This window comes from Streptomyces sp. ATCC 21386, from assembly GCF_018728545.1.
Taxonomy (GTDB): domain Bacteria; phylum Actinomycetota; class Actinomycetes; order Streptomycetales; family Streptomycetaceae; genus Streptomyces.
Genome location: NZ_JAAVVL010000001.1, coordinates 4,779,543 through 4,800,641 on the forward strand (window position 1 = coordinate 4,779,543; position 21,099 = coordinate 4,800,641).

The 21,099-nt window shown below is 72.9% G+C and carries 14 protein-coding genes; 8 read left to right on the forward strand and 6 right to left on the reverse strand.

Annotated features, from left to right (window positions below; genetic code table 11):
• The first annotated feature begins 204 nt into the window (after window positions 1-204).
• The 5 genes from GWK25_RS20370 to GWK25_RS20390 all read left to right on the forward strand — a co-directional run bounded on the left by GWK25_RS20370 (window position 205) and on the right by GWK25_RS20390 (window position 5,551).
• Window positions 205-771 (forward strand): (2Fe-2S)-binding protein, encoded by a 567-nt coding sequence (locus tag GWK25_RS20370; protein ID WP_215451971.1) that lies wholly within the window; start codon window positions 205-207, stop codon window positions 769-771.
• Window positions 768-1,820 (forward strand): xanthine dehydrogenase family protein subunit M, encoded by a 1,053-nt coding sequence (locus GWK25_RS20375; protein WP_308010807.1) that lies wholly within the window; start codon window positions 768-770, stop codon window positions 1,818-1,820. Before GWK25_RS20370 ends, GWK25_RS20375 begins: the two co-directional genes overlap by 4 nt.
• A complete protein-coding gene (locus GWK25_RS20380; RefSeq protein WP_215451972.1) occupies window positions 1,817-3,937 on the forward strand; it encodes a xanthine dehydrogenase family protein molybdopterin-binding subunit in 2,121 nt (706 codons plus the stop codon). The genes GWK25_RS20375 and GWK25_RS20380 overlap by 4 nt, the downstream gene beginning before the upstream one ends.
• Window positions 3,930-5,102, forward strand: coding sequence for an XdhC/CoxI family protein (locus GWK25_RS20385; RefSeq protein WP_215451973.1), 1,173 nt, complete (start codon window positions 3,930-3,932; stop codon window positions 5,100-5,102). Before GWK25_RS20380 ends, GWK25_RS20385 begins: the two co-directional genes overlap by 8 nt.
• Window positions 5,103-5,173: 71 nt before the next feature.
• On the forward strand, window positions 5,174-5,551 hold the full coding sequence (locus GWK25_RS20390; RefSeq protein WP_215451974.1) for a hypothetical protein: 378 nt from the start codon (window positions 5,174-5,176) through the stop codon (window positions 5,549-5,551).
• Here the strand turns inward: GWK25_RS20390 and GWK25_RS20395 are convergent.
• Complete coding sequence (locus GWK25_RS20395) at window positions 5,495-6,892, reverse strand: PI-PLC domain-containing protein (RefSeq protein ID WP_215451975.1); 1,398 nt, start codon at window positions 6,890-6,892, stop codon at window positions 5,495-5,497. The genes GWK25_RS20390 and GWK25_RS20395 overlap by 57 nt on opposite strands.
• A 335-nt stretch (window positions 6,893-7,227) precedes the next feature.
• Here GWK25_RS20395 and GWK25_RS20400 point away from each other — a divergent pair, with 335 nt between their 5' ends.
• On the forward strand, window positions 7,228-8,094 hold the full coding sequence (locus GWK25_RS20400; RefSeq protein ID WP_308404270.1) for a peptidoglycan-binding domain-containing protein: 867 nt from the start codon (window positions 7,228-7,230) through the stop codon (window positions 8,092-8,094).
• A gap of 106 nt (window positions 8,095-8,200) precedes the next feature.
• Here the strand turns inward: GWK25_RS20400 and GWK25_RS43580 are convergent, their stop codons facing one another.
• From GWK25_RS43580 to GWK25_RS20420, 3 genes are all read right to left on the reverse strand, one after another.
• Window positions 8,201-11,905, reverse strand: a complete 3,705-nt coding sequence (locus GWK25_RS43580; protein WP_251828953.1) for a tetratricopeptide repeat protein — start codon at window positions 11,903-11,905, stop codon at window positions 8,201-8,203.
• Between the two features lie 207 nt (window positions 11,906-12,112).
• Entirely contained in the window at window positions 12,113-13,282 is a 1,170-nt protein-coding gene (locus tag GWK25_RS20415; protein ID WP_251828954.1) for a family 2 encapsulin nanocompartment cargo protein terpene cyclase, read from the reverse strand.
• A complete protein-coding gene (locus GWK25_RS20420) occupies window positions 13,279-14,706 on the reverse strand; it encodes a family 2B encapsulin nanocompartment shell protein (RefSeq protein WP_215451977.1) in 1,428 nt (475 codons plus the stop codon). Before GWK25_RS20420 ends, GWK25_RS20415 begins: the two co-directional genes overlap by 4 nt.
• A gap of 714 nt (window positions 14,707-15,420) precedes the next feature.
• Between GWK25_RS20420 and GWK25_RS20425 the strand changes: the two genes are divergently transcribed.
• Entirely contained in the window at window positions 15,421-16,284 is an 864-nt protein-coding gene (locus tag GWK25_RS20425) for a fructosamine kinase family protein (RefSeq protein WP_215451978.1), read from the forward strand.
• Between the two features lie 167 nt (window positions 16,285-16,451).
• Here the strand turns inward: GWK25_RS20425 and GWK25_RS20430 are convergent, their stop codons facing one another.
• Window positions 16,452-18,623: a TerD family protein gene (locus GWK25_RS20430; RefSeq protein WP_215451979.1), complete on the reverse strand. Its 2,172-nt coding sequence runs from the start codon at window positions 18,621-18,623 to the stop codon at window positions 16,452-16,454.
• 145 nt (window positions 18,624-18,768) lie between these two features.
• Window positions 18,769-19,386 (reverse strand): TetR/AcrR family transcriptional regulator C-terminal domain-containing protein, encoded by a 618-nt coding sequence (locus GWK25_RS20435; protein ID WP_215451980.1) that lies wholly within the window; start codon window positions 19,384-19,386, stop codon window positions 18,769-18,771.
• A gap of 213 nt (window positions 19,387-19,599) precedes the next feature.
• Here GWK25_RS20435 and GWK25_RS20440 point away from each other — a divergent pair, with 213 nt between their 5' ends.
• Window positions 19,600-21,081: an APC family permease gene (locus tag GWK25_RS20440; RefSeq protein ID WP_215451981.1), complete on the forward strand. Its 1,482-nt coding sequence runs from the start codon at window positions 19,600-19,602 to the stop codon at window positions 21,079-21,081.
• Window positions 21,082-21,099 lie beyond the last annotated feature (18 nt).

The window sequence follows — 21,099 nt, forward strand, 5'->3', positions numbered from 1 at the left end:
CCGAGGAATCCGTGACCGAAACCCGCGCTTGTTAAGCGGACAACTGTCCGTTACGTTTCTCGGACCGGACAGCTGTCCGGTTGCCTCATCGTAGCGTCGGCGCCATCCGCGCCGACAGCCGCGCCGTACCGTTTTCCTGATTCGACCGCCGGCCGGAGCGAGTCCCTCCCGACCTGTCCCGGGATACGCGAAAGAAGGCTGATCATGTCCCCAGCCACCTCATCGACGTACAGCGCCATCACCCTGAACATCAACGGAGAGAAGCACACGCTCTCCGTCGACCACCGCACCACGCTGCTCGACGCCCTGCGCGAGCGCCTCGACATGACCGGTACCAAGAAGGGCTGCGACCAGGGCCAGTGCGGAGCCTGTACCGTCCTGGTCGACGGACGGCGGAGCGTGTCCTGTCTGCAGCTGGCGGTGGCCGCCGAAGGGCGTGAGATCACCACCATCGAGGGTGTCGCCGACGGCGACGAACTCCACCCCGTGCAGCAGGCGTTCCTCGATCTGGACGGCTTCCAGTGCGGCTACTGCACGCCGGGTCAGATCTGTTCGGCCATCGCGGTCATCGAGGAGCACGCGGCGGGCTGGCCCAGCGCCGCCACCGACGACGTACGCCCCCAGGCCGGACCGCCACCGCTGACGCCCGAGGAGATCCGCGAGCGGATGAGCGGCAACCTCTGCCGCTGCGGCGCCTACGTGTCGATCGTCGAGGCCGTCGCCCGCGCCGCAGCCGACAGCACCGCGAAGGCCAAGGAGGCCGTGGCGTGAGGGAGTTCGACTATCAGCGGGCCCATGACGTCTCCGGCGCGGTGGCCCTGCTCGGCGCCGATCCCGAGGCGCGCTTCCTCGGCGGCGGAACCAACCTCGTCGACCTGATGAAGACCGGCGTCGAGCGGCCCGCCCGCCTCGTCGACGTCCGTGAACTCCCGCTCGACGAGATCGAGACCACCGAGGACGGAGGACTGCGGATCGGCGCGACCGTCACCAACAGCGACCTCGCCGCGCACCCCGAAGTCCGCCGCCGCTACCCGATGTTGGCCCAGGCGGTACTGGCCGGCGCCTCCGGACAGCTGCGCAACATGGCCACGGTCGGCGGCAACCTCCTCCAGCGCACCCGCTGCGGCTACTTCGCCGACGTCACCCGGCCCTGCAACAAGCGGGTCCCCGGCAGCGGCTGCCCCGCGATCGAGGGCGAGCACCACAACCATGCCATCCTGGGCGCGTCCGGGCACTGCGTGGCCACGCACCCCTCCGACATGGGAGTGGCGCTGGCGGCCCTCGACGCCGTCGTCTCCTACGAAACGGCCGACGGACGCGGCGAGTTGCCGTTCGCCGACCTCTACCTGCCGGTGGGCGACACCCCGCACCTGGAGACCGCCCTGCCGCCGGGCGCCCTGATCACCGGCGTCGCTCTGCCGCCCACCCCGGTGGCCGCCCGCTCCCGCTACCGCAAGGTGCGCGAACGCGCCTCGTACGCCTTCGCCATCGGCTCGATCGCCGCCGCGCTCGACGTCCGGGACGGTGTCGTCCACGACGTGCGGCTGGCGTTCGGGGCGGTCGCGTCCAAGCCGTGGCGGGCCCACGCCGCGGAACGCGCGCTGATCGGCGCGCCCGCCGACGCCGAGGCCTTCGCGGCCGCCGCCGACGCCGAACTGGCAGCCGCACGACCGCTGCCGCACAACGCCTACAAGGTGACGCTGACGCGCAACCTGGTGGTGGCGGTCCTGTCCGAACTCACCTCGGACAACGCCTCGGACCCCACCTCCGCAGCCACCCGTGAACATTCCTCCGCGGCCACCGAGGAGGCCACCCGATGACCACCACCCCAACGGAACGCCGGGGCGCCGTCGGCACCGCGCACACCCGCGTCGAGGGCCGCGACAAGGTCACCGGAGCGGCCCGCTACGCCGGGGAGATCCCGTTCGCCGGTCTCGTCCACGGCTGGCTGGCCCTGTCGACCGTGGCCCGCGGCCGGATCCGCGCGATCGAGACCGCCGACGCGCTCGCGCGGCCGGGCGTGCTCGCCGTCCTGACCCACGAGAACGCCCCACGCCTCGAAACCGACTACACGGGCCTGATGGGGATGAAGCCCGACCCCACCACCGCCGTGTTCCAGCACGACCGGATCCCCCATCTGGGCTGGCCGGTCGCGCTGGTGGTCGCCGAGACCTCCGAACAGGCCAGGGAGGCCGCCGAGGCCCTGGTCGTGCACTACGACCAGGAACCGCACGACGTCACGTTCACCGCCGAGCACCCGGACGCCTACGACGCGGGCGGCTGGGGCCCCGCGGCGACCGGGAAGGGCGACCTGGAGGCCGAACTCGCCGCGTCAGCGGTCGTCGTGGACGCCGAGTACACCACCCCCGAGGAACACCACCACCCGATGGAGCCGCACGCCGTGACGGCCCGCTGGGACGGCGGCCGGCTCGACGTCGTCGACGCCAACCAGGGCACCATGTGGGTCGCCGGCGAGCTCACCAGTCTGTTCTCCCTCGACCCCGCCTCGGTGCGGGTGCGCTCCGAGCACGTCGGCGGCGGCTTCGGCGGCAAGGGCGTGCGCGCGCACCAGGTCGCCGCCGTCATGGCCGCGACCGTCCTGCAGCGGCCGGTCCGGGTGGTCATGACCCGACGTCAGATGTTCTCCCTCGCGGGGTACCGCAGCCCCACCACCCAGCGGGTCCGGCTCGGCGCCGACGCCGACGGACGGCTGCGCGCGCTCGAACACCGCTCGCACAGCCTCACCTCGACCGTCTACGAGTTCGTCGAGCCGGCTGCCAGTCCGGCCCGTGTGATGTACGACGCCGACGCCCATCACACGGTCAACCGGGTCGTACGGCTCGACGTGCCCACCCCGACGTTCATGCGGGCGCCGGGCGAGGCGCCGGGATCCTTCGCCCTGGAGTCGGCGCTCGACGAACTCGCCGAGAAGCTGGGCATCGACCCGATCGAACTGCGTGCCCGCAACGAACCCGAGCGTGGCCCGGTCTCCGGGCTGCCGTTCGCCGACCGCAACCTGCGGTCCTGCTTCCGCGAGGGCGCCCGCCGGTTCGGGTGGGCCGATCGCGACCCGCGCCCCGGCGTGCGCCGCGACGGCCGCTGGCTGCTCGGCACGGGCACGGCGGCGGCCTCCTTCGGCGTGGGAGCCGGGCCGTCCACGGCCGCGGTGACGGCCGAGGCCGACGGCACCTACACCGTGCGGGTCAACGCGGCGGACATCGGGACGGGCGCCCGCACCGCGCTCACCCTGGTCGCCGCCGACGCGCTGGAGGTCGCGGCGGACCGGATCCGGGTACGGCTCGGCGACAGCGACCTCGGCCCGGCCATGATCGCCGGCGGCTCGATGGGCACCCGCTCCTGGTCCTGGGCGGTCACCCTCGCGGCGGGCGAACTACGGGAACGGCTCGCCCTGGGCGGCGGCGTCCCGCCCGAGGGCATCACCGTCCGCTCGGACACCACCGCCGCCATCGGCGCCCTCGCCCAGAAGGAACGGCACTCCTACGGCGCCCAGTTCGCCGAGGTCGCCGTGGACCCCGCCACCGGCGAGGTACGGGTACGCCGCATGCTCGGCATCTTCGCGGCCGGAAGGATCATCAACCCCCTCACCGCCCGCAGCCAGTTCATCGGCGGCATGATCTGGGGCCTGTCCATGGCCCTGCACGAGGAGGCGGTACGCGACCGGGCGTCCGGCGGCCACTACGGCGCCGACCTCGCCGGATACCACGTGGCAGCGCACGCCGACGTCCCCGCCGTCGAGGCCGACTGGGTGGACGACCACGACCCCGAGGACCCCGTCGGCATCAAGGGCATCGGCGAGATCGGCATCGTCGGCGCGGCGGCTGCCGTCGCCAACGCGGTCTGGCATGCCACCGGCGTCCGTCACCGCCACCTGCCGATCCGGCCCGACCGCGTCCTGACGGCGGCCCGGGATGCTTGACCTGGCCACCGAGCTGACCGTCTGGGCCGAGGAGGGCCGCGACTTCGCCGTGGCCACCGTCGTCGCGGTCGGCGGCAGCGCACCGCGCGGCCCCGGCGCGGCCCTCGCCGTCGACGCCGAGGGCACGGTCATCGGCTCCGTCTCCGGCGGATGCGTCGAGGGCGCGGTGTACGAGCTGTGCGAGCAGGCACTGTCGGACGGCGAGACCGTCCTTCAGCGCTTCGGCTACAGCGACGAGGACGCCTTCGCCGTCGGCCTGACCTGCGGCGGGGTGATCGACATCCTGGTCACCCCCGTCACCGCCCGGTCACCTGCCCGAGGGGTCCTGCGCTCCGCGCTCTCGGCCGCCGCCGAGGGCGAGCCGACGGCCGTGGCCCGTGTCGTCCGGGGCCCGTCGGAACTCCTCGGACAGGCGCTGCTCGTACGTGCCGAGGGGGCTTCCGGCGGTGGGCGGGAGGGCGCGTACGCCTCCGACGGTGGTCTCGGCGGACATCCCGACCTGGACCGGACCGCCGCAGCCGAGGCGCGGGCCATGCTGGACGGCGGCCGCACGGGCACGATCGAGCTCTCCGCGGACGGGTCGCACTGCCCGGACGGTCTCACCCTCCTCGTGGAGACGAGGGTGCCGCCACCGCGCATGATCGTGTTCGGGGCGATCGACTTCGCGGCCGCACTGGTGCGGGCGGGCAAGTTCCTCGGGTACCACGTCACCGTGTGCGACGCCCGACCGGTCTTCGTCACCCGGGCCCGCTTCCCCGAGGCGGACGAGATCGTCGTGGACTGGCCGCACCGCTATCTGCGGCGCACCGCGACCGATCGCCGCACCGTCCTGTGCGTGCTCACCCACGACGCCAAGTTCGACGTCCCCCTGCTCAAGGAGGCCCTGCGGATGCCGGTCGCCTTCGTGGGCGCGATGGGCTCCCGCCGCACCCATGCCGAGCGCGACCGGAGGCTGCGTGAAGTCGGGCTCACCGAACGGGAGTTGGCCCGGCTGCGGTCCCCGATCGGGCTCGACCTCGGTGCCCGGACACCTGAGGAGACGGCCCTGTCCATCGTGGCGGAGATCGTCGCGGCCCGGCGCGGCGGCACGGGTGTTCCCCTGACCGGCTCGGACACACCGATCCACCGGGAGACGGGGGAGCGGGGACCCGTGGTGGCGGCCTGAGTACGTCGGACGGGGCGACCTGAGTATGTGGTCCGATACGGGACGCCCCGGCCCGGTGATGCACTGTGGTCATGGACACGCACACCTCGCGCCCGCGCCCCCTCCGCCAGGTCACCGCCACTGCCACCGCCACCGGTTCGGCCCTCGCGGTGGTGCTGGTGCCGCTGGTGGTCGGCGCGTTGGTGGCGCGGTCGGCCGGCGCCGATCCCATGGCGTCGGTCAACGCCCTGATTGCGGGCGGCGGGGAGCGGGCGAAGCTCTCCCGGAACCATCTGCCCGTGCTGCGGACCATGCGTTCCGTGCCCCGCAGGGTGGGCGAGCGGTGGGCGGGGCGACGCCCGGCGACGGACGGCCCGGCGGGCCGCCCGCCGGGCCGCCTGTCAGGGCGGCGGCTACTGCCCGGCCGTGAGGACGTACGTGTTGAGGTTCCCGACGGTCGTCAGCGGTGACGGTGAGCCCAGCTCGTAGCGGTCCACGGCGAGGTAGTTGGGCTTCTTGCGCGCGGCCGGGGTGCAGAAGTTCTGCGCCCGGTTGCCCAGTTTGGCGTTGTCCGTCTCCGCCGTACCGCTCATCGTGTAGTCGCGGAAGTGGTTCATCACGAACAGCGGGTGGAAGGCGGCGGAGTCCGTGGTGAGCGGTCTGCCGGTGCCCCAGCGGCTGTAGCAGGACCAGTCGGAGCCGCCGATCCCGCCGCCCATGGACCAGTGGTTCTCGACGGTCCACTCGCGCTGGTACATCACTCCGAACGTGTCACGGGTGACGTAGCCGGCGGAGGTGTCGCTCGCCCGGGTGCGGTCGCTGAAGATCAGCAGCTGCTTGCCCCGGGCCGCGAGGTCCGCCATTCTCGGCCAGCCGCTCGTCGCCACACCCTCCTGGTCCGGCCGGTACAGCACGTCGGACAGACCGCTCACGGACGCCAGCGACGATTTCAGCACGTCCGAGGAGGTGTAGTCCTCCAGGAAGACGGTGACGAACTGACCCGGGTTGGCCTTGAGGAAGGTGACCATGCGCTGGAGGTCGGTGGCGAGCGGCACCGGGTTGCTCACCCCGTCACAGCTGTTGTGGCAGAGCATCGCCTGCCCGGACACGGTGTACGCGTCCAGCATGAACCCTCGTACCCCGTCGGTGAGTTGGCGGCTCACACCCCGTGACTGGTTCGGGAACAGGCTGACGGGGAACGACGCGAAGTTCCCGTCGGCCCCGTTCGCGTAGGCGTTGTGCGAGGTGAGGAACGAGACCTGGTCGAGCGTGCGGGTGTCGGCGGAGGGCATGGGCGACGTCGCGTACGACACCGGGGTGAGGTGCCACCGGGCGTAGGAGCCGTTCGACCCGATCTGCACGAGGGCGGCGTCGGAGGACGCCCCCGTCAGGTACTGCGAGGTTCCCGGCACGCCGATGGTGTACGTGCTGTTCGCGGCCTCGGTGACCGTCCATGTGGTGCCCTCCGCGCCACAGGTCGCGGTCACCGCGGAGGTGCCGCCGCGTCCGAGGCAGATGCCCGACCGGTCGGTGCTGCGCAGCTGGTGGCCGCCGGTGACCGCGACGGGCGTCCACTGCTGGTGGTCCTCGTTGCCCTTGGGGTTGTGCGCGGTGACCGTATCGCCGGAGGCCGCCGCGTTCAGGCCGGTGACGGAGTTCTGCAGGTACACCGCGGACGTGGGGACCGCCGCCGCGGCGGGGTCCGAGAACACGACGGGCACGCTCAGGGTGAGCGCGGCGACCGCGCAGAGCGCACGGGCGCGGACACGAGGGCGGGAACGAGGACGGCGACGGGGACGGATCTGACTCACGGGGTTCCTTCCGCTGCGGGCACACGGGGTTGATGTCAGAGGCATGACACACCGAGGAACGGGTCGCGCACCAGCCCGACGCGTGAAGTCCTCATGGGCGCGAACACGCCGTCTTGTGGCGGCACTTGAGTCAGTGTCGGCTTCTGGTTCGTGTTTCAAGCAAGTCTTGGCGATTCCGTGGAGAAGATCTGTTTAAATTCTGCAACCCGTTCGAAGAGAGACCACGCGTGAGTGAACCGACAGCCCCTGTCTGCCCGCAGTGCGGAACGCCCCGGGCGACGGACGGCACCCCGGCCTGTTCCTGCGGCCGCTTCGCGTCGGAAGCTCATCGGGACGTGCGCGCGGCACAGGCCGAGGCCGCCGAGGACTTCGACCCGGTGCGCATACGCCCGTTCGTACAGGTCGGTGACGACGACGGCGAACCGCACGGCACGGCCCCGTCGGCCGAGGAGCTGCCTGCCACCGCCGGTGAGGCCGAGCGGGCTGCGGCCGACATTCCGACACCGGTCGACGACGTTGATGCGGATGCGGATGCGGATGCGGATGCGGATGCGGACGTGGACGCGGACGCGGACGCACAGCGCTCGGACGGGCGGGAGTCGGGTGGCCGGCGGCGTCGTCGGGTGGGGCTGACCGCCGGGGTGGGAGCGGCCGCGGCCGCCGTCCTGGTCACCGGTGGGATCATCGGCGGCCTCTTCTTTTACGAGGCACCGTCGCGGGACGGCTCGGACGCCGACGACATCAGGGCCGGCATCCCGGACGCGGTGGCCGCCCAGGAGGCGTCGCGGTCGGCGACCCCGTCCCCCACGAACTCCACGGCCTCCCCGTCCAGTACCGCGGCCACCTCGCCCGGGGCGACCCCGACCACGACCGCGACCGACGCGACACCCGACCCGTCGGCCACCCTGACCAGGGACCCCTCCGGAAGCGACGCCACGCTGACGGCGGCCCCCTCGCCCCCCGTCCCCGACGGGCCGCCTCCCGTACTCGGTCTCGGCGACCGGGGCGCGGAGGTCACCGAACTCCAGCTCCGTCTCCACCAGGTCGGCCTGTACAACGGCGATGCCGACGGCGACTACGACCGCGGGGTCCAGAGCGCGGTCCGCGGCTACCAGCTGACGCGTGTCCTCCTGGAGGACGAGTCGGGCGTGTACGGCGAGGCCACCCGCGCCTCCCTCGAATCCGAGACCACGGAACCGTGACCCCCGTGACCCCCGTGACCCCCGTGACCCCCGTGTCTCACGTGAGCCGCGAGCCGCGAGCCGGGCGTCCGGCCCGTCGCCCGCCTGAGTGCCGTACCGCCCGCCCTCACGGGGACACAGGGGCGAGGTGCCGACGGGCCTGGTCCGCCGTGTCGCTGTGGGGGAACTGCTCGGCGATCTGCTGCCAGATGTCACGGGCGCGGTCGACGCCCTCGGGGTCGTCGCGTGCTTCGAGGGCCAGGGCCAGGTGCGCCCACTGACGGGCATGGCCTCCGGAGTGCTCGACGGCGTCCTGGAGGAGGTCGACGGCCTCCTCCAGACGACCCTGCCGGTAGGCGACCCAGCCGCAGGCGTCCTCGCACAGGGCCATCCGACCGGGCTCCAGCACCTGCCGCGCACTCTTCAGGGCACCCTCCGCCAGGAGCCGGGCCTCGTCCAGCCGAATGCCCTGCTCCGCGTAGAACATCGCGAGCCGCGCGGTGAGCGTGACCAGCGTGGCCCGCAGCGGAGGTTCCTCGTCCGTGCCGCGGAACGCCTCCAGCCGTGCCGCGCAGGCGTCATGTGCCTCGATCAGCTCCTGTTCCACCTCCCAGGGCTGTTCCCGCCCGGCGATCAGATGGGCTATCAACTCGTGGTGCCGGCCTGCCCCCGACCGGCTCGCGGTCTCACCGATCGAGCGCAGCGCGACGACCGCGTCGTCCGAACGGCCCAGCAGATCGAGGACGTCGGCCAGCTCCTCGTGCATCCGGGCCTCCAGGTCCGCGCTCAGGGACGCCTCCAGCGTGGCGTCGACCAGTTCCTCCCGCGCCCGCTCCAGCAGTCGGGCGCGCTCGTCGCCCTGCGTGGTCTCCGCCCGTCGCCGATGGGTGACGGCCAGTTCGAGGCGCGCCAGGTCCCGCTGCTCCCCGGCCGGGAGCAGCTCGATCAGCCGTAGCAGGGTCTGCTCCGCCAGGTCGTACTGGGCCCGCCGGTCGCGGTACAGCCGCGCCAGCGTGAACCGTGGATACGCGTACAGCGGCGCCAGCTTCAGCGCGTCCCGGCAGTCCCGCACGGCGTCGCTCGCCCGCCCCTGCCGCACGTACACCGCCGCCCGTCCCGCGAGGGCCCGCGCCCTGGTGGGCAGGTCCGGCGGCTCGGCGGACAGCTCCGTCAGCCGTTCCTGGCCCCGGCGCCCCGAGCGGTAGCGCGGGCACACGGTCTTCGGCGGCCGGTCGAGAACGGCGTCGTACTGCGCGACGGCCCGCCGGTAGCTCTCCGCGGCCGACGCCCTGTGCTCGGCGTCGGACAGCGAGTCGCCGAGGGCAGCGTGTGCGTCACCGAGGTCGACGTTCCACTGCGGCGGTGCCTCCAGCCCGGCCGGCAGACCCTCGCGGACCGCGCGGGTCAACTCCTCGACCGCCGCCTCCCAGTGGCGACGCTGGCGGTCGGAGGGCCGGATCAGTCCGGCGAGCGCACCCTGCAACAGCCCGATCTCCCGCGCGGCCAGGGAGACCTCGGGCGCGGACCTGCCCGGCGCGGCCCGCAGCGACTGGATCTCGGCCAGCGCCTCCCGCAGCCCGCCTTCGTCGAAGTGCTGCTGCGCCTCCCGGGCATGGGCCCACGCGCGCGCCCAGCGCAGAGTGAAGGGCTTCCGGGCCGGCGCCTCCGCATCGGCGGGCCGCGCGGATCCGTCGGGGCGGCCCTCGACCGCCGGGCCGACGCCGCTGTGATCGGAACGGTCGCCGTCATCGGATCGGTCGCCGTCGTCGGAACGGTCGTGGTCGAAACGGTCGCCGTCGGACTGGTCGGAACGGCCGGCGTGCTCGTCGTCCTCGGCGGCGCCGTACGGTGACGGCCAGTACGCCTCCACGATCCGGCGTACGTCCTCGCGGCCGGGTTGGAGGGCCAACGCCATGCCCGCGAGGCCCCGGGCGGCGAACTGGTTCCCCCTCCAGAACATCTGGTTGACGGCGAGCAGCAGCCAGGCCTCGGCGTCGTCGGGGTGCTGGTGCGCGGCGACGGTGAACAGGGCGGTCGCCAGGTCCCGCGTGCCACCGGCTTCCGGTGATCCGGCCGCGAACAGCCCGACGTCCCGGACCGCCACATGGTGGTTCTGCGGGTCCCGCTGGATCGCCTCCAGACACGCGAAGAGCGCGCCCTCACGGTTGTGCCGTTGCAGCATGCGCCCCCGCAACGCGTGCAGTTCGGCCATGTCGGGCGCCCAGCGGATGGCCGTACGGATGTACCGGTCGGCCTTCCGCCGGGCCCGGCGCCCCGACCGGTCGCAGGCTCCCCCGGCGAGCCGGAACCAGCACTCGGACCGCATCGCGACGACGTGCGCGATCCGCTCGGTCAACGGCCGTACCGCCAACTCGTCCCCGTCCAGGACCAGTCGGCGGGCCCGTTCGTCGACCAGGTCCTGCTCGGTGCGGCGGAAGTGCCGCAGCGCCTCGCGCACCTTGGCGTCGGCCGGTCCCGTCCCGGTGCCCGTCGGCCCCGATCCGGCGTGGGCCGCGTCCGACTCGACGGGCTGCCTCCGCTCGGCGTCCTGGCGCAGCAGGGTCACCCCGAGCCAGTACGAGGCGAGTGCGGCGTCCATGGGGTGACCGTCGGCGGCCTGGCGCAGCGCGCTGCGGGCCGACTGGGCCGCCTGGTCGAGGAGCTCGGCCCGCTTCGGTGCCTCGACGTCCGGGTGCTCGGCCTGTTCCAGCGCGGCTCTGGCGAGCTGGATACGGGCGGGGGCGAGGGTCGGGTCGAGGGTGACGGCCTTCTGCCACATCAGCGTGGCCGCGCTGCGCACCACGGCCGAGGCCCGGAGCCCGATGTCGGTGCGGATGCGCCGCTGCTCCCGGTAGACCAGCCCGAGGTTGTGGTAGGCGGCGGCATAGCCGGAGCTGTGCGAGAGCGCCGCGCGGAAGTGCTCCTCCGCCGCGTCCAGATGGTGCAGCAGCCCCTCGCGATGGAACCGCTGGTAGCTCTCCAGACCGTCCACCAGCCGTTGGAAGCTGTCGACGTCGGCTCCTGACTCCGAGGCGCCGGGCCGGTCCAGTTCGATGCGGTGGGCCAACTCCCGGGCGAGGACGGCACTGGCCCGGCGGATGTCGGCGTCGGCGGGGATGTCCGTCTGCGCCGACCAGGTGCGGCCACCGTGGCCGGACTGGGAGGCCACGACCCGCAGCACCCCGTCGGTCTCCACCAGCGAACCCTGCAGGGTCCGTCCGAAGGCGCGCTCCACGAGCGTGAGCACCGTGCCGACCTGGAGCTGCAACGGGCCCAGGGCGACCGTCCCGATCTCGGTCGCGTTGATGTCCCCGTGCAGCCCGGTCGTCGCGACACCGGACTTGAACGGCACCCGCGTCGACGAGCGCAGCACCATCTCGCCCCGCTCACCCGCCGGGTTGAGCACATCGGCGGGTGTGATGAACGGTTCCTGTCTGACCAGCTCGGAGATCCGCTCGATCTCGCTGTGCAGCAGTTCGGCGAAGCCCGCCGCGACCTTGTCGAGCTCTCCCACGTCGTCCCCGGCGACGAGATTCTTGAAGGAGAGGATCCGCACCGGCCGGGAACGCCGTCGGCTGACCGCCAGCAGCACGAGCACAACGGCCAGGACGAGCGCGATCCACTCCAGCGTGGACCACTGCTCGGAGACGTCCTGGATGACACCCGTCACGGCGAGGACGATCAGCGCGACGGCGAGCGGCACGAAGGCCGAGTTGGCGGTGAGCGCGGTCCTGAGGAGCACGGCGATCCGCCGTGCCCGACGCGCCCCGGCCGGCGGCCACGACCACGCGACACGGCCGGTCTCCCGGACGAGATGCTTGAGCGAGGGCATGACGTCGCGCCCTTCTGCCGCGCCCCCTGTCCGTCAAGGCCCCTCCTCGTTCCAGCGTGCGCCCGGAACCACCTGGCGGCAATTCAGGCCCTGGGGGCCGTTCCCCGCGCCCCTCCGGGGGCCCGGGGCCCAGGGGCGCGGGACCGGCGCGAACGAGTTCCGGGACGGAGCCCCGAGTCGGTCACGGGTGTCGGACGACTCGGCGCGCTACCAGTAGTCGGGCAGGGCGTAGCGCTCGGTGTGGGTCGCGTGCCACTCGTGGTTGCCGGCCACCCACGCGGCGAGCCCGGCGACGTAACGCCCGATCGGCGGGGAGGTCGCGGACAGGGCCGCGGACTCCTCCTCGAACGCCTCCATGATCCGGTTGTGGATCTCGACTGCCTCCAGATAGGCCGCCTTCAACCCGCACCGCTCGTTCGCGGCGATGACGACGGGCAGATTGAGATGGCCCGGATCGTTCGACAGCTCCTTGGTGAAGGAGTACAGGTCGTTGACGACGGTGGCCGCGTTCCCGGCCAGCGCGGTGATCCGCTGGACCTCGGGCCGGGCGTACAGAGACTCCGGCAACTCCCAGCCGTCCACGGCGTCGACCACCGACAGACAGGGCCGGAAGTTGTTGAACTGCCGCATCACCAGGTACTCCCAGACCTGCGGCATATGGTTCGTCTCGGCCCAGGCCGCCTCACCCAGGTAGCCCAGATGGAGCCGGGCGAGATCGTGGACGAGTCGGTCCGTCTGGCTGGGCGTGGCCAGGGCGGCGTAGTCCCGCAGCGCGAAGTGGTACGACCGCAGCGGACCGTCGGCCCGTACGCCCCGCGCCCACCGTTCCTCCGTCTCCGAGGTGGCGTGCAGTGGGTCGAGTGCCGACTGGGCCATCAGCAGCCGGCCCCCGAGGCCGCGCGGCGAACCGCCCTTGCCCTCGTCGGCCTCGCAGTAGACGTTGTCGACCAGATGCTCGGCGAGCAGCAGTTTCCCGGCGGCGGCGAGGTGTTCGAGACCCGCTCCGCCCGGATGCGCCAGCACGATCGCCCGGCCCAGACCGAAGCGCTCGAACTGCCCCCGCCACTCCCGGGGGAACAGGTCGAGGCGCTCCGCCCACTCTTCCAGCCGGCGGTCCACCTCCGCCGCCCGCACCGGATCGGCGGGCACGGCCGGCCGGTACCGCAGCCCGGGGATCGCCCCCGACCGCCGGGCCCGCCGCGCGCGCACGGGACTCGGCGGCTCCGGCAGCCGCGTGCGCGCGGGACTCGCTTGCCCCGGCAGCCGCGTCCCGAGGGCGCTCGGCGACTCCGGCAGCCGTGTGCGGGCAGCGCTCGGCGGCTCCGGGGCCATGCCGGGGGAGGACGGCGCTACGGCCTCCTTCGACGGCTCGTTCATTCCGGCATCCACCCGATCTGCACGTTCTCCAGGATCCCGGCCGCGTCGGGCACCAGGACGGCCATCGAGTAGTAGGCGGTGACCAGATAGCTCATGATCGCGGTGGTGTCGACGCCCATGAAACGCACGTTCAGCGAGGGCTCGTACTCCTCGGGGATGCCCGTCTGGTGCAGCCCCACGACCCCTTGGTCCTTCTCGCCCGTGCGCAGCGCGATGATGCTCGTGGTGTGCTGCTCGGTGATGGGGATCTTGCTGCACGGGAGGAGCGGCACCCCGCGCCACGCCGGCATCTCGTGCCCCTCGACGTTCACCGTCCCGGGCACCAGGCCGCGCCGGTTGCACTGCCGGAAGAACGCCGCGATCGCCTTCGGATGGGCCAGGTAGAGGCGGGTCCTGCGGCGCATGGACAGGAGTTCGTCCATGTCGTCGGGGGTCGGCGGCCCGGAGAACGTGCTGATGCGCTGGCCGTAGTCGATGTTGTGCAGCAGCCCGAACTCACGGTTGTTGACCAGTTCCCACTCCTGGCGTTCGCGGATCTCCTCGATGGTCAGGCGGAGTTGCTGCTCCGTCTGGTCCATCGGGTGGTTGTAGAGGTCGGCGACCCGGGTGTGGACCCGCAACACGGTCTGGGTGAGGGAGAGTTCGTACTCGCGGGGCGCGAGATCGTAGTCGACGAAGCCGCCCGGCAGCGTCAACTCGCCCACGTGCCCCGCCTCCAGGGGGACGTCGGCCTCGCCCTTGCGGTTCATGGGCTTGCGCTGCCGCTCGGCGAACGCCTCGAACTGGGCCGCGAGGGAGGGCGTGCGCTCCACGAACGCCATCAGCACGTCCCAGTTGAGCGCCAGCACCACCCCGGCCGTCTCGGCCCGGACCGAGCTGAGCCACAGCGGGTCGGCGTGTCCGATGGCCTCGTCGCCCAGCCCGTCGCCGTCGCTGATGACGCCGAGCACCTCCTCCTCGCCGTACTTGCCGGTGGTGTACCGGGTGAACCTGCCGTGCACCACGAGATACGCCTCGGTCACCGGCTGCCCGGCGTCCACCAGCACCTGGCCGGCCCGCACCTCCCGCACCCGGAAGCGGCCGGAGATCTCCCTGAGGGCCGGGATGTCGGAGTAGCCGCGCAGCGCCGGGAGTTCGGTCAGTGTCTCCGGGATGACCTTGACGTCGTCGGCGCCGTTCTGGTCGAACTGCACCCGGCCCCGGCCGATCCGCAGCTGCAGACGGCGGTTGACCCGGTAGGTGCCGCCCTTGACGTCCACCCACGGCAGCGTCCTGAGCAGCCAGCGCGAGGTGATGGCCTGCATCTGCGGTTCGGACTTGGTGGTCGTCGCGAGCTGCCGCGCGGCCCGGGTGCTGAGACTGGTGAAGTGCTGCTCGTCGGCGGGCTCCGGTGCGCCTTCGAAGGAGCTTACGGGGGCGGTCACATTCCCTCCCGAGAGGTGAGCGGACGTGCGTGGACGTACGGGGACGCGCCCGGACAGGGGCGGACACCGGACGCTGTGGAGACACGGGACTCGGGTGGCGCGCGTACGACGTGGTCGTGGGCGGATGCCGAGGCGGTGGACGCCGGCGAGGCGGCGAGGTGGGGCGACACGTGCGGATGGGCGGCACGTGTCGCAGGTCAAGCCAAACAGGCGGGACGGCCGGTCGGGGACGGCGTGAAAGGGGCGACTTCGCGTCCCGGGGATGCGGAAACCGCCGACCGAGGCAGAACACCGGCCGGGCCGCGCCCACGCGCCCCTCGCCCACCTCCGACGACCGGCGCGGAGGGCGCACGACGATGCGTGACGGGGGAGCGTACGACGTGGCCGCGCGGACGGTGCACGAAGGCGGGCCGCGCGGACGGTGCACGAAGGCGGGCCGCGCGGACACCGGACGGGACGGACCGATCGGAGGGGAGCGAACCGCCCGCACGACGAGGGGCGCCCGCAGGCGGGCCCTGATCAGCGGTTCACCTGCGGTGCAGCCGCCGGCCGGTGTACCTGCGTCACCGACAGGTGCGTGTCGCAGGAGCGGTCGGCCACGGGGCGCTCCGTTTGCCTGCCGAGGCATGGGTAGGAGATTTCACCGGTGCCACACCCCGCCCCCTGCGGCATCCTGTGGAGCGCCCGAGAAGACGAGGACGGGAGGTGGTCGCCGTGAGTGAGCGCACGGCAGCGGGGGACCTCGCGGCCCGGCTCACCGGCCGCTCGGCGGCCGGTGAACGCCGACTGTCCGGCACCCTGACCGAGGTGACCCTCGACGACGGCCGGAAGGTGCTCGTCAAGCAGGGCGACGGCGCCGGTGCCGCCCGGGCCGAGGCGGCCGGACTGCGCTGGCTCGCCGAGGCGGACGCGGTCCGCGTGCCGACGGTCCACGGCCACGAGGGGAACCGCCTGGTGATCGACCTGGTGGACCAGGGGGCGCCGAGTGTCGGGGCGGCGGTCCGCCTCGGCGCCGAACTGGCCGCCCTGCACGGCTCCGGCGCACCCGCCTTCGGCGCCCCACCGCCCGGCGGCCCGACGGAGGCGTACATCGGACGCGCCCCCATGCGCAACGCCCCCGGCGACGACTGGCCCACCTGGTACGCCGAGCACCGGGTCCTGCCGTATCTGCGCCAGGCGGTCGACGACCGGACGATCCGCCCCGCCGAGGCCGCCCTGATCGAGGAGGTCTGCGCACGGCTGCCCGGCCTGGCCGGCCCCGCCGAGCCACCCGCCCGGCTGCACGGCGACCTCTGGAACGGCAACGTCCTGTGGGGCGCCGACGGCGGTGCCCGGCTCATCGACCCGGCCGCGCACGGCGGCCACCGCGAGACCGACCTGGCGATGCTGGTGCTCTTCGGCTGCCCCCACCTGGGACACGTCCTGGACGGCTACCAGCGGGCGGCACCCCTCGCCGACGGCTGGCAGGACCGCGTCGGCCTCCACCAGCTCTTCCCCCTGCTGGTGCACACGGTGCTGTTCGGGCGGGGCTACGCGGAACAGGCCCTGGCGGTGGCGCGGGCGGCACTCGGGAAGTGAGTCACCGGCGGTCCGCCGCATCGCGGGCCGCACGGACGACAGCGGGAGGCGCCGCGCGGGCGCCTCCCGGTGGAAGCGGAGGGCGAGGAGAGCGAAGGAACTCGGTTTCATTTGGAGTGAATGAGAAGGAAGCCCCTTCATGGCCTCGCCAAGGGCCACGCTAGCACTCAGCCCGGGATCAGGTCGCGCAGATTTTCGAGGGTGATGACCCGGGAGTCCGGGTGCAGCCCCTCGGGCCGCTCCAGACCGATGTACGTCACGGGCTCGACCGGCGCCGACGAGCCGTCCCACAGCTCCATGACCGTGTCCTCACCGGTCATCAGGTCGATCAGGTACCCCACCGTCAGCTGCTCGCGCTCCACCACGGCACGCACCAGCTTCGACACCGACGCCTGGTTCTCCTCGACCCGGTTGGCCGACGAGATGCCCCTGAGATACAGGTGCAGCCACTTCGCGCGCCACCGACCGTCCTCCCCGCGCCGGAACACCAGCGGCAGCGCCACCCGGCCGACCCCGCGCAGCTCCGACTTCATCCGCACCGTGCGCGGCTCGAACGGCCGGCCCTTCTGCTCGCGATCGCGCACCATGAACCCGAAGAACGACTCCTCGACCTCCTCGAAGCCCTCGCCCGCGTAGATGTTGACCTGCGGGACCACGAACGTGCTGCGCACCCGGTCCAGGGCCAGCTCGATGAACTCCGAGGCCCCCTCGGGTGCCTCGGTGACATCGCCCGAGTGCCGGCCCCCGACGGACGTGAGGGACGTGTACGACAGCCAGGAGTCGGTGCTGTAGTCGTCGTGCAGGAGCAGCGCCGACAGGTCGTAGTCGGTGCGGTGCTCGGCCTGCTTCCAGTACACGAAGAACCGCAGGCGCCCGCCGGCGACCTCCGAGACCGAACCGCGCGGCAGCACGCCGAGCCCGGCCGCCGTCGCCCGGCCGCTGAGCGGCAGCGCCACGTCCAGGACGTCGGGGTCGACCAGCAGCTGCCGGGGCACCGGGAGCCGGCGCCGCAGTTCGGCGTCGAGCGCGGCGATCAGCCGGTCCCGGTCGGCGGCGGGAACGGGCGGCCGGTCGTCGGGGGATACCCAGGCGCGGCCCCGGCGGTTGACGAAGACCCGGGGCGCGTCGCTCTCCCGCTCCCGGTTGTGGAGGTGCTCGCGGACCGACAGGACGACCCGGCCGGACACCCCGGGCGCGACTTCGACCGCCGCCGCCAGGACCGCGTCGCGCTCCTCCTGGTCGGCGGCGACGCGCAGCAGGAGGTCCAGGGCGCGGAACAGCTTGCCGGGAGCGGACTTCAGCAGCGCCGCCGCCCCGGCGATGTCGAACTCGTCGAGCAGCTTCTCGACCCGGCTGTCGAAGGAGCGCGCCTCCTTCTCGCCCCGGGCGACGGCGAACACGTCGGCGGCGTGGGGCCAGCGGGGGTACTCGTGCGGGTGGAGGCATTCGCCGAGCCGCTTGAACGGCTCCCGGTGCGCGTGCACATCGGCCAGCCTGGCCGGGTTCGCCGCGATCACGGAGTCGAGGCCCGCGAGCAGCGCCCGGCGCACCGGCCGCGAGAAGGACCGGAACCGCGTCGGGTCCTGGAGCGTCACGTCGCCGTCCGACAGAGCGCAGGCCAGCCGCAGCACATCGGTGACGGTGTCGAGCAGGAGGTCCGCGCCGGCGGCGAGGCGTGCCCTGTTGACCACCGCCCGGTTCTCCCGCACCGGGATCCGCTCCGGCTGGGGGCCGAGCGCGCACCGCTCGGCGAGGAGCCCGAGGTCGCGCAGGTCGTCCTCGCCCAGCGGGGTCGTGCTGCCCGCCAGGGCCAGGTACAGGTCGGTGAGTTCGGCGTCCAGGTCCCGGCCGGGGTGCAGCACGGTGATCCGGTCGCCGGCCGAGGCGATCAGCTCGTCCTGCGCCGCGAGCATCTCCTCGTAGGTGTGCTGGTAACGGCCGTACGTGGGGAGGCCGAGCAGGTCGAGCACCCCGCCCGCCAGCTGGGTCAGCACGCCCTCGCGCGCCTTCTCGTCGCCGAGGGCGTGCGCCACGCACCGTGTCCAGAACTCCTCGGTGCTCGGGACGTTCCTGGGGAAGTCGATGAAGTAGGAGTTGTGCCGGACGTGGTCGCCCACCATCTCGCGCACCGTGCGCAGGGTCTGCCGGGCGGTGAACAGGACCGCCGCCTCGGACAGCCCCGACAGCCTCTCCAGCAGCTCCGCCGAGAGCTTGAAGCCCACGTCCATCAACGCCGCGTCGAACTGCCGCGCGGCGGCGGTCCCGTCACCGGGGGACCCCTTGGGGACGGGCAGGCGGTGGGTGTGCCGGACGACCAGCGATTCGAGACTCTGCGCCATTCCGGGATGATCGCAGAGGTGTACGAATCGGCGCACGGGAGTTTCCGTACGCGGCCGGGCCCGAGCCCGGCCCGCCGCGGTGTCCGCGCCGCGCTGCGTGCCCGTTCCGCCGCCGGCGTTCGCGCCGCGCTCCGCGCCCGTCCCACTACACCCGGGCCTGCGTCTCCAGCCTGTGTCGCGCGTGCGCGAGGAAACCGTCGAGGGCCAGTTCGAAGGCGGCGTCCGCGCGCCCCTCGCCCGCTGCGTCCAGCGCCCGGGCCAGGTGCGGGGTCGCCGACTCGTCGGTGATCTCCCACATGGCCACGGGGGCGGCGAGGTCCATCGCCGAGCCGAGGACGACGTTCTCCAGGGCGACCAGCACCGGCATCACGTCCCGCAGCGGGAAGCCCGCGTCGAGCAGCAGGCTGACGGCCCGCTCGTACTGGTCGAGGACGCGTGGGGCCCGCACCGGGGAGGTCATCAGCAGCGGGATCGTCCGCGGGTGCGCCGCGAAGGCGGCGCGGTAGGAGCGGGCCCACGCGGCGAGGGCCTCGTCCCACGGCCGCAGGTCGAGGGCGGAGACGTCGATGCCCTGGGCCACCCGCTCCCGCAGCAGCTCGACGATGCCGTCCCGGCCGTCCACGTGGTGGTACACCGAGCCGGTCTGCACCCCGAGCCGCCGCGCGATCTGAGGAACGCTGAACTCGCCCTGCGCGTCGAGCAGTTCCAGTGCGGTGGTGGTGATGCGCTCCCTGTCGAGCAGGGGTGTGCGCGGCCGTCCCATGGTGTCCGTCCCCTCCGGGGTCTTCCCAGCAGTCCGAGGTGAAGGCTACATTGCCTAAACCGAAAGCCTTTAGGTTTACGGGCCAGGTCATCCCGCACGGCCCCGCTCTCCCCGTCCCGACCACCGCCGGGCGGCCCCTCGCCCGCAGCTGAAAGGGCCCTCGCCCTCAAGGCTGGAAGGGCCCTCGCCCGAAGTCAGAAGGGCTTTCCCCTCATGACCGTCACCCCCGACGCCACCGCCGCCGACCCGGCGGGGAACGCGGCCACCCCGGCCCCGTCCCTGCGCTCCGGCTCGCTCGGCACCACCGACATCGCCTTCTTCGTCGTCTCCGCCGCCGCCCCGCTCACCGTGATGGCCGGCGTCGCCCCGCTCGCCATCCTGATGGGCGGCATCGGGGCCCCCGTCGGCTATCTCCTCGCCGGACTCACGCTCGCCGTGTTCGCCATCGGTTTCACCACCATGAGCCGCCACGTCCGCAGCGCCGGCGCCTTCTACGCGTACATCACCCGGGGCCTCGGACGCCCCGTCGGCATCGGTGCCGCCCTGCTCGCGCTGATCGGCTACAACGGCATGGAGATCGGCGTCTACGGCCTGCTCGGCACCGCCACCCGGGACACCGCCCGCGCCCTGTTCGGCGCCGACATCCCCTGGCTGCCCGTGTCCCTCGTGGGTCTGTTGCTGATCGGCTGGGCGGGCTACCGCTCCATCGACTTCGGCGCCAAGCTCCTGGGCGTCCTGCTGGTCGCCGAGACCGGCATCCTCGTCCTGCTCGCGGGGGGAGTCCTGGTCGAGGGCGGCGCCGACGGCCTCTCCCTCGCCTCCTTCGCCTCCGGCAACGTCATGGTCCCCGGCATGGTCGCCGTCCTGGCCTTCGCGTTCGCCGCGTTCACCGGATTCGAGTCGACCGTCATCTACCGCCGCGAGGCCCGCGACCCGGCGCGCACGGTCCCCCGCGCCACCTACCTCGCCATCGGCTTCCTCGGCCTGTTCTACGCGTTCATCGTGTGGACCGTCATCCAGGCCTTCGGCGACGCCCGGGTCATCGCGACGGCCGGCGCCAACCCCGCCGACCTGTTCTTCACCGCCATCACCACCTACGTCGGCTCCTGGGCGGCCGATCTGATGCGGATCCTCATCGTCACCAGCGTCCTCGCCTCCCTCCTCGCCTTCCACAACGCCATCAACCGCTACGGCCTCGCCCTCGCCGAGGAGGGGATCCTGCCCAAGGCCCTGGCCCGCGTCCACCCGCGCCACCGCTCCCCGTATGTCGCGGGCATCGCCCAGACCGTCCTCGGCGCGATCGTCGTCCTCGCCTTCGCCGCGGCCGGCGCCGACCCGTACATGCAGCTCCTGCTGTGGGTGAACACCCCCGGAATGCTCGCCCTGATGCTGCTGCAACTGCTCGCCGCCCTCGCCGTGCCCTTCTACTTCCGGCGCGTCACCCACACCGAGGGCGCCCTGCGCACGGTGGTCGCCCCCATCGCTGCGGCAGTGCTCCTGACGGGCGCCATCGCCCTGGTCGTCACCCACCTCGACCAGTTCACCGGCGCCTCCTCCACCGTCAACACCGTCCTCGCGGTCGTCGTCCCCGCCGTCCTCGTCGTCGGCCTGGTCCTGGCCGGGTGGCTGCGCCGTGCCAGGCCGGAGGTCTACGCGCAGTTCGCCGCCGAACCGCCGGCCGGCACCGGCGACTGACACCGGCGACTGACACCG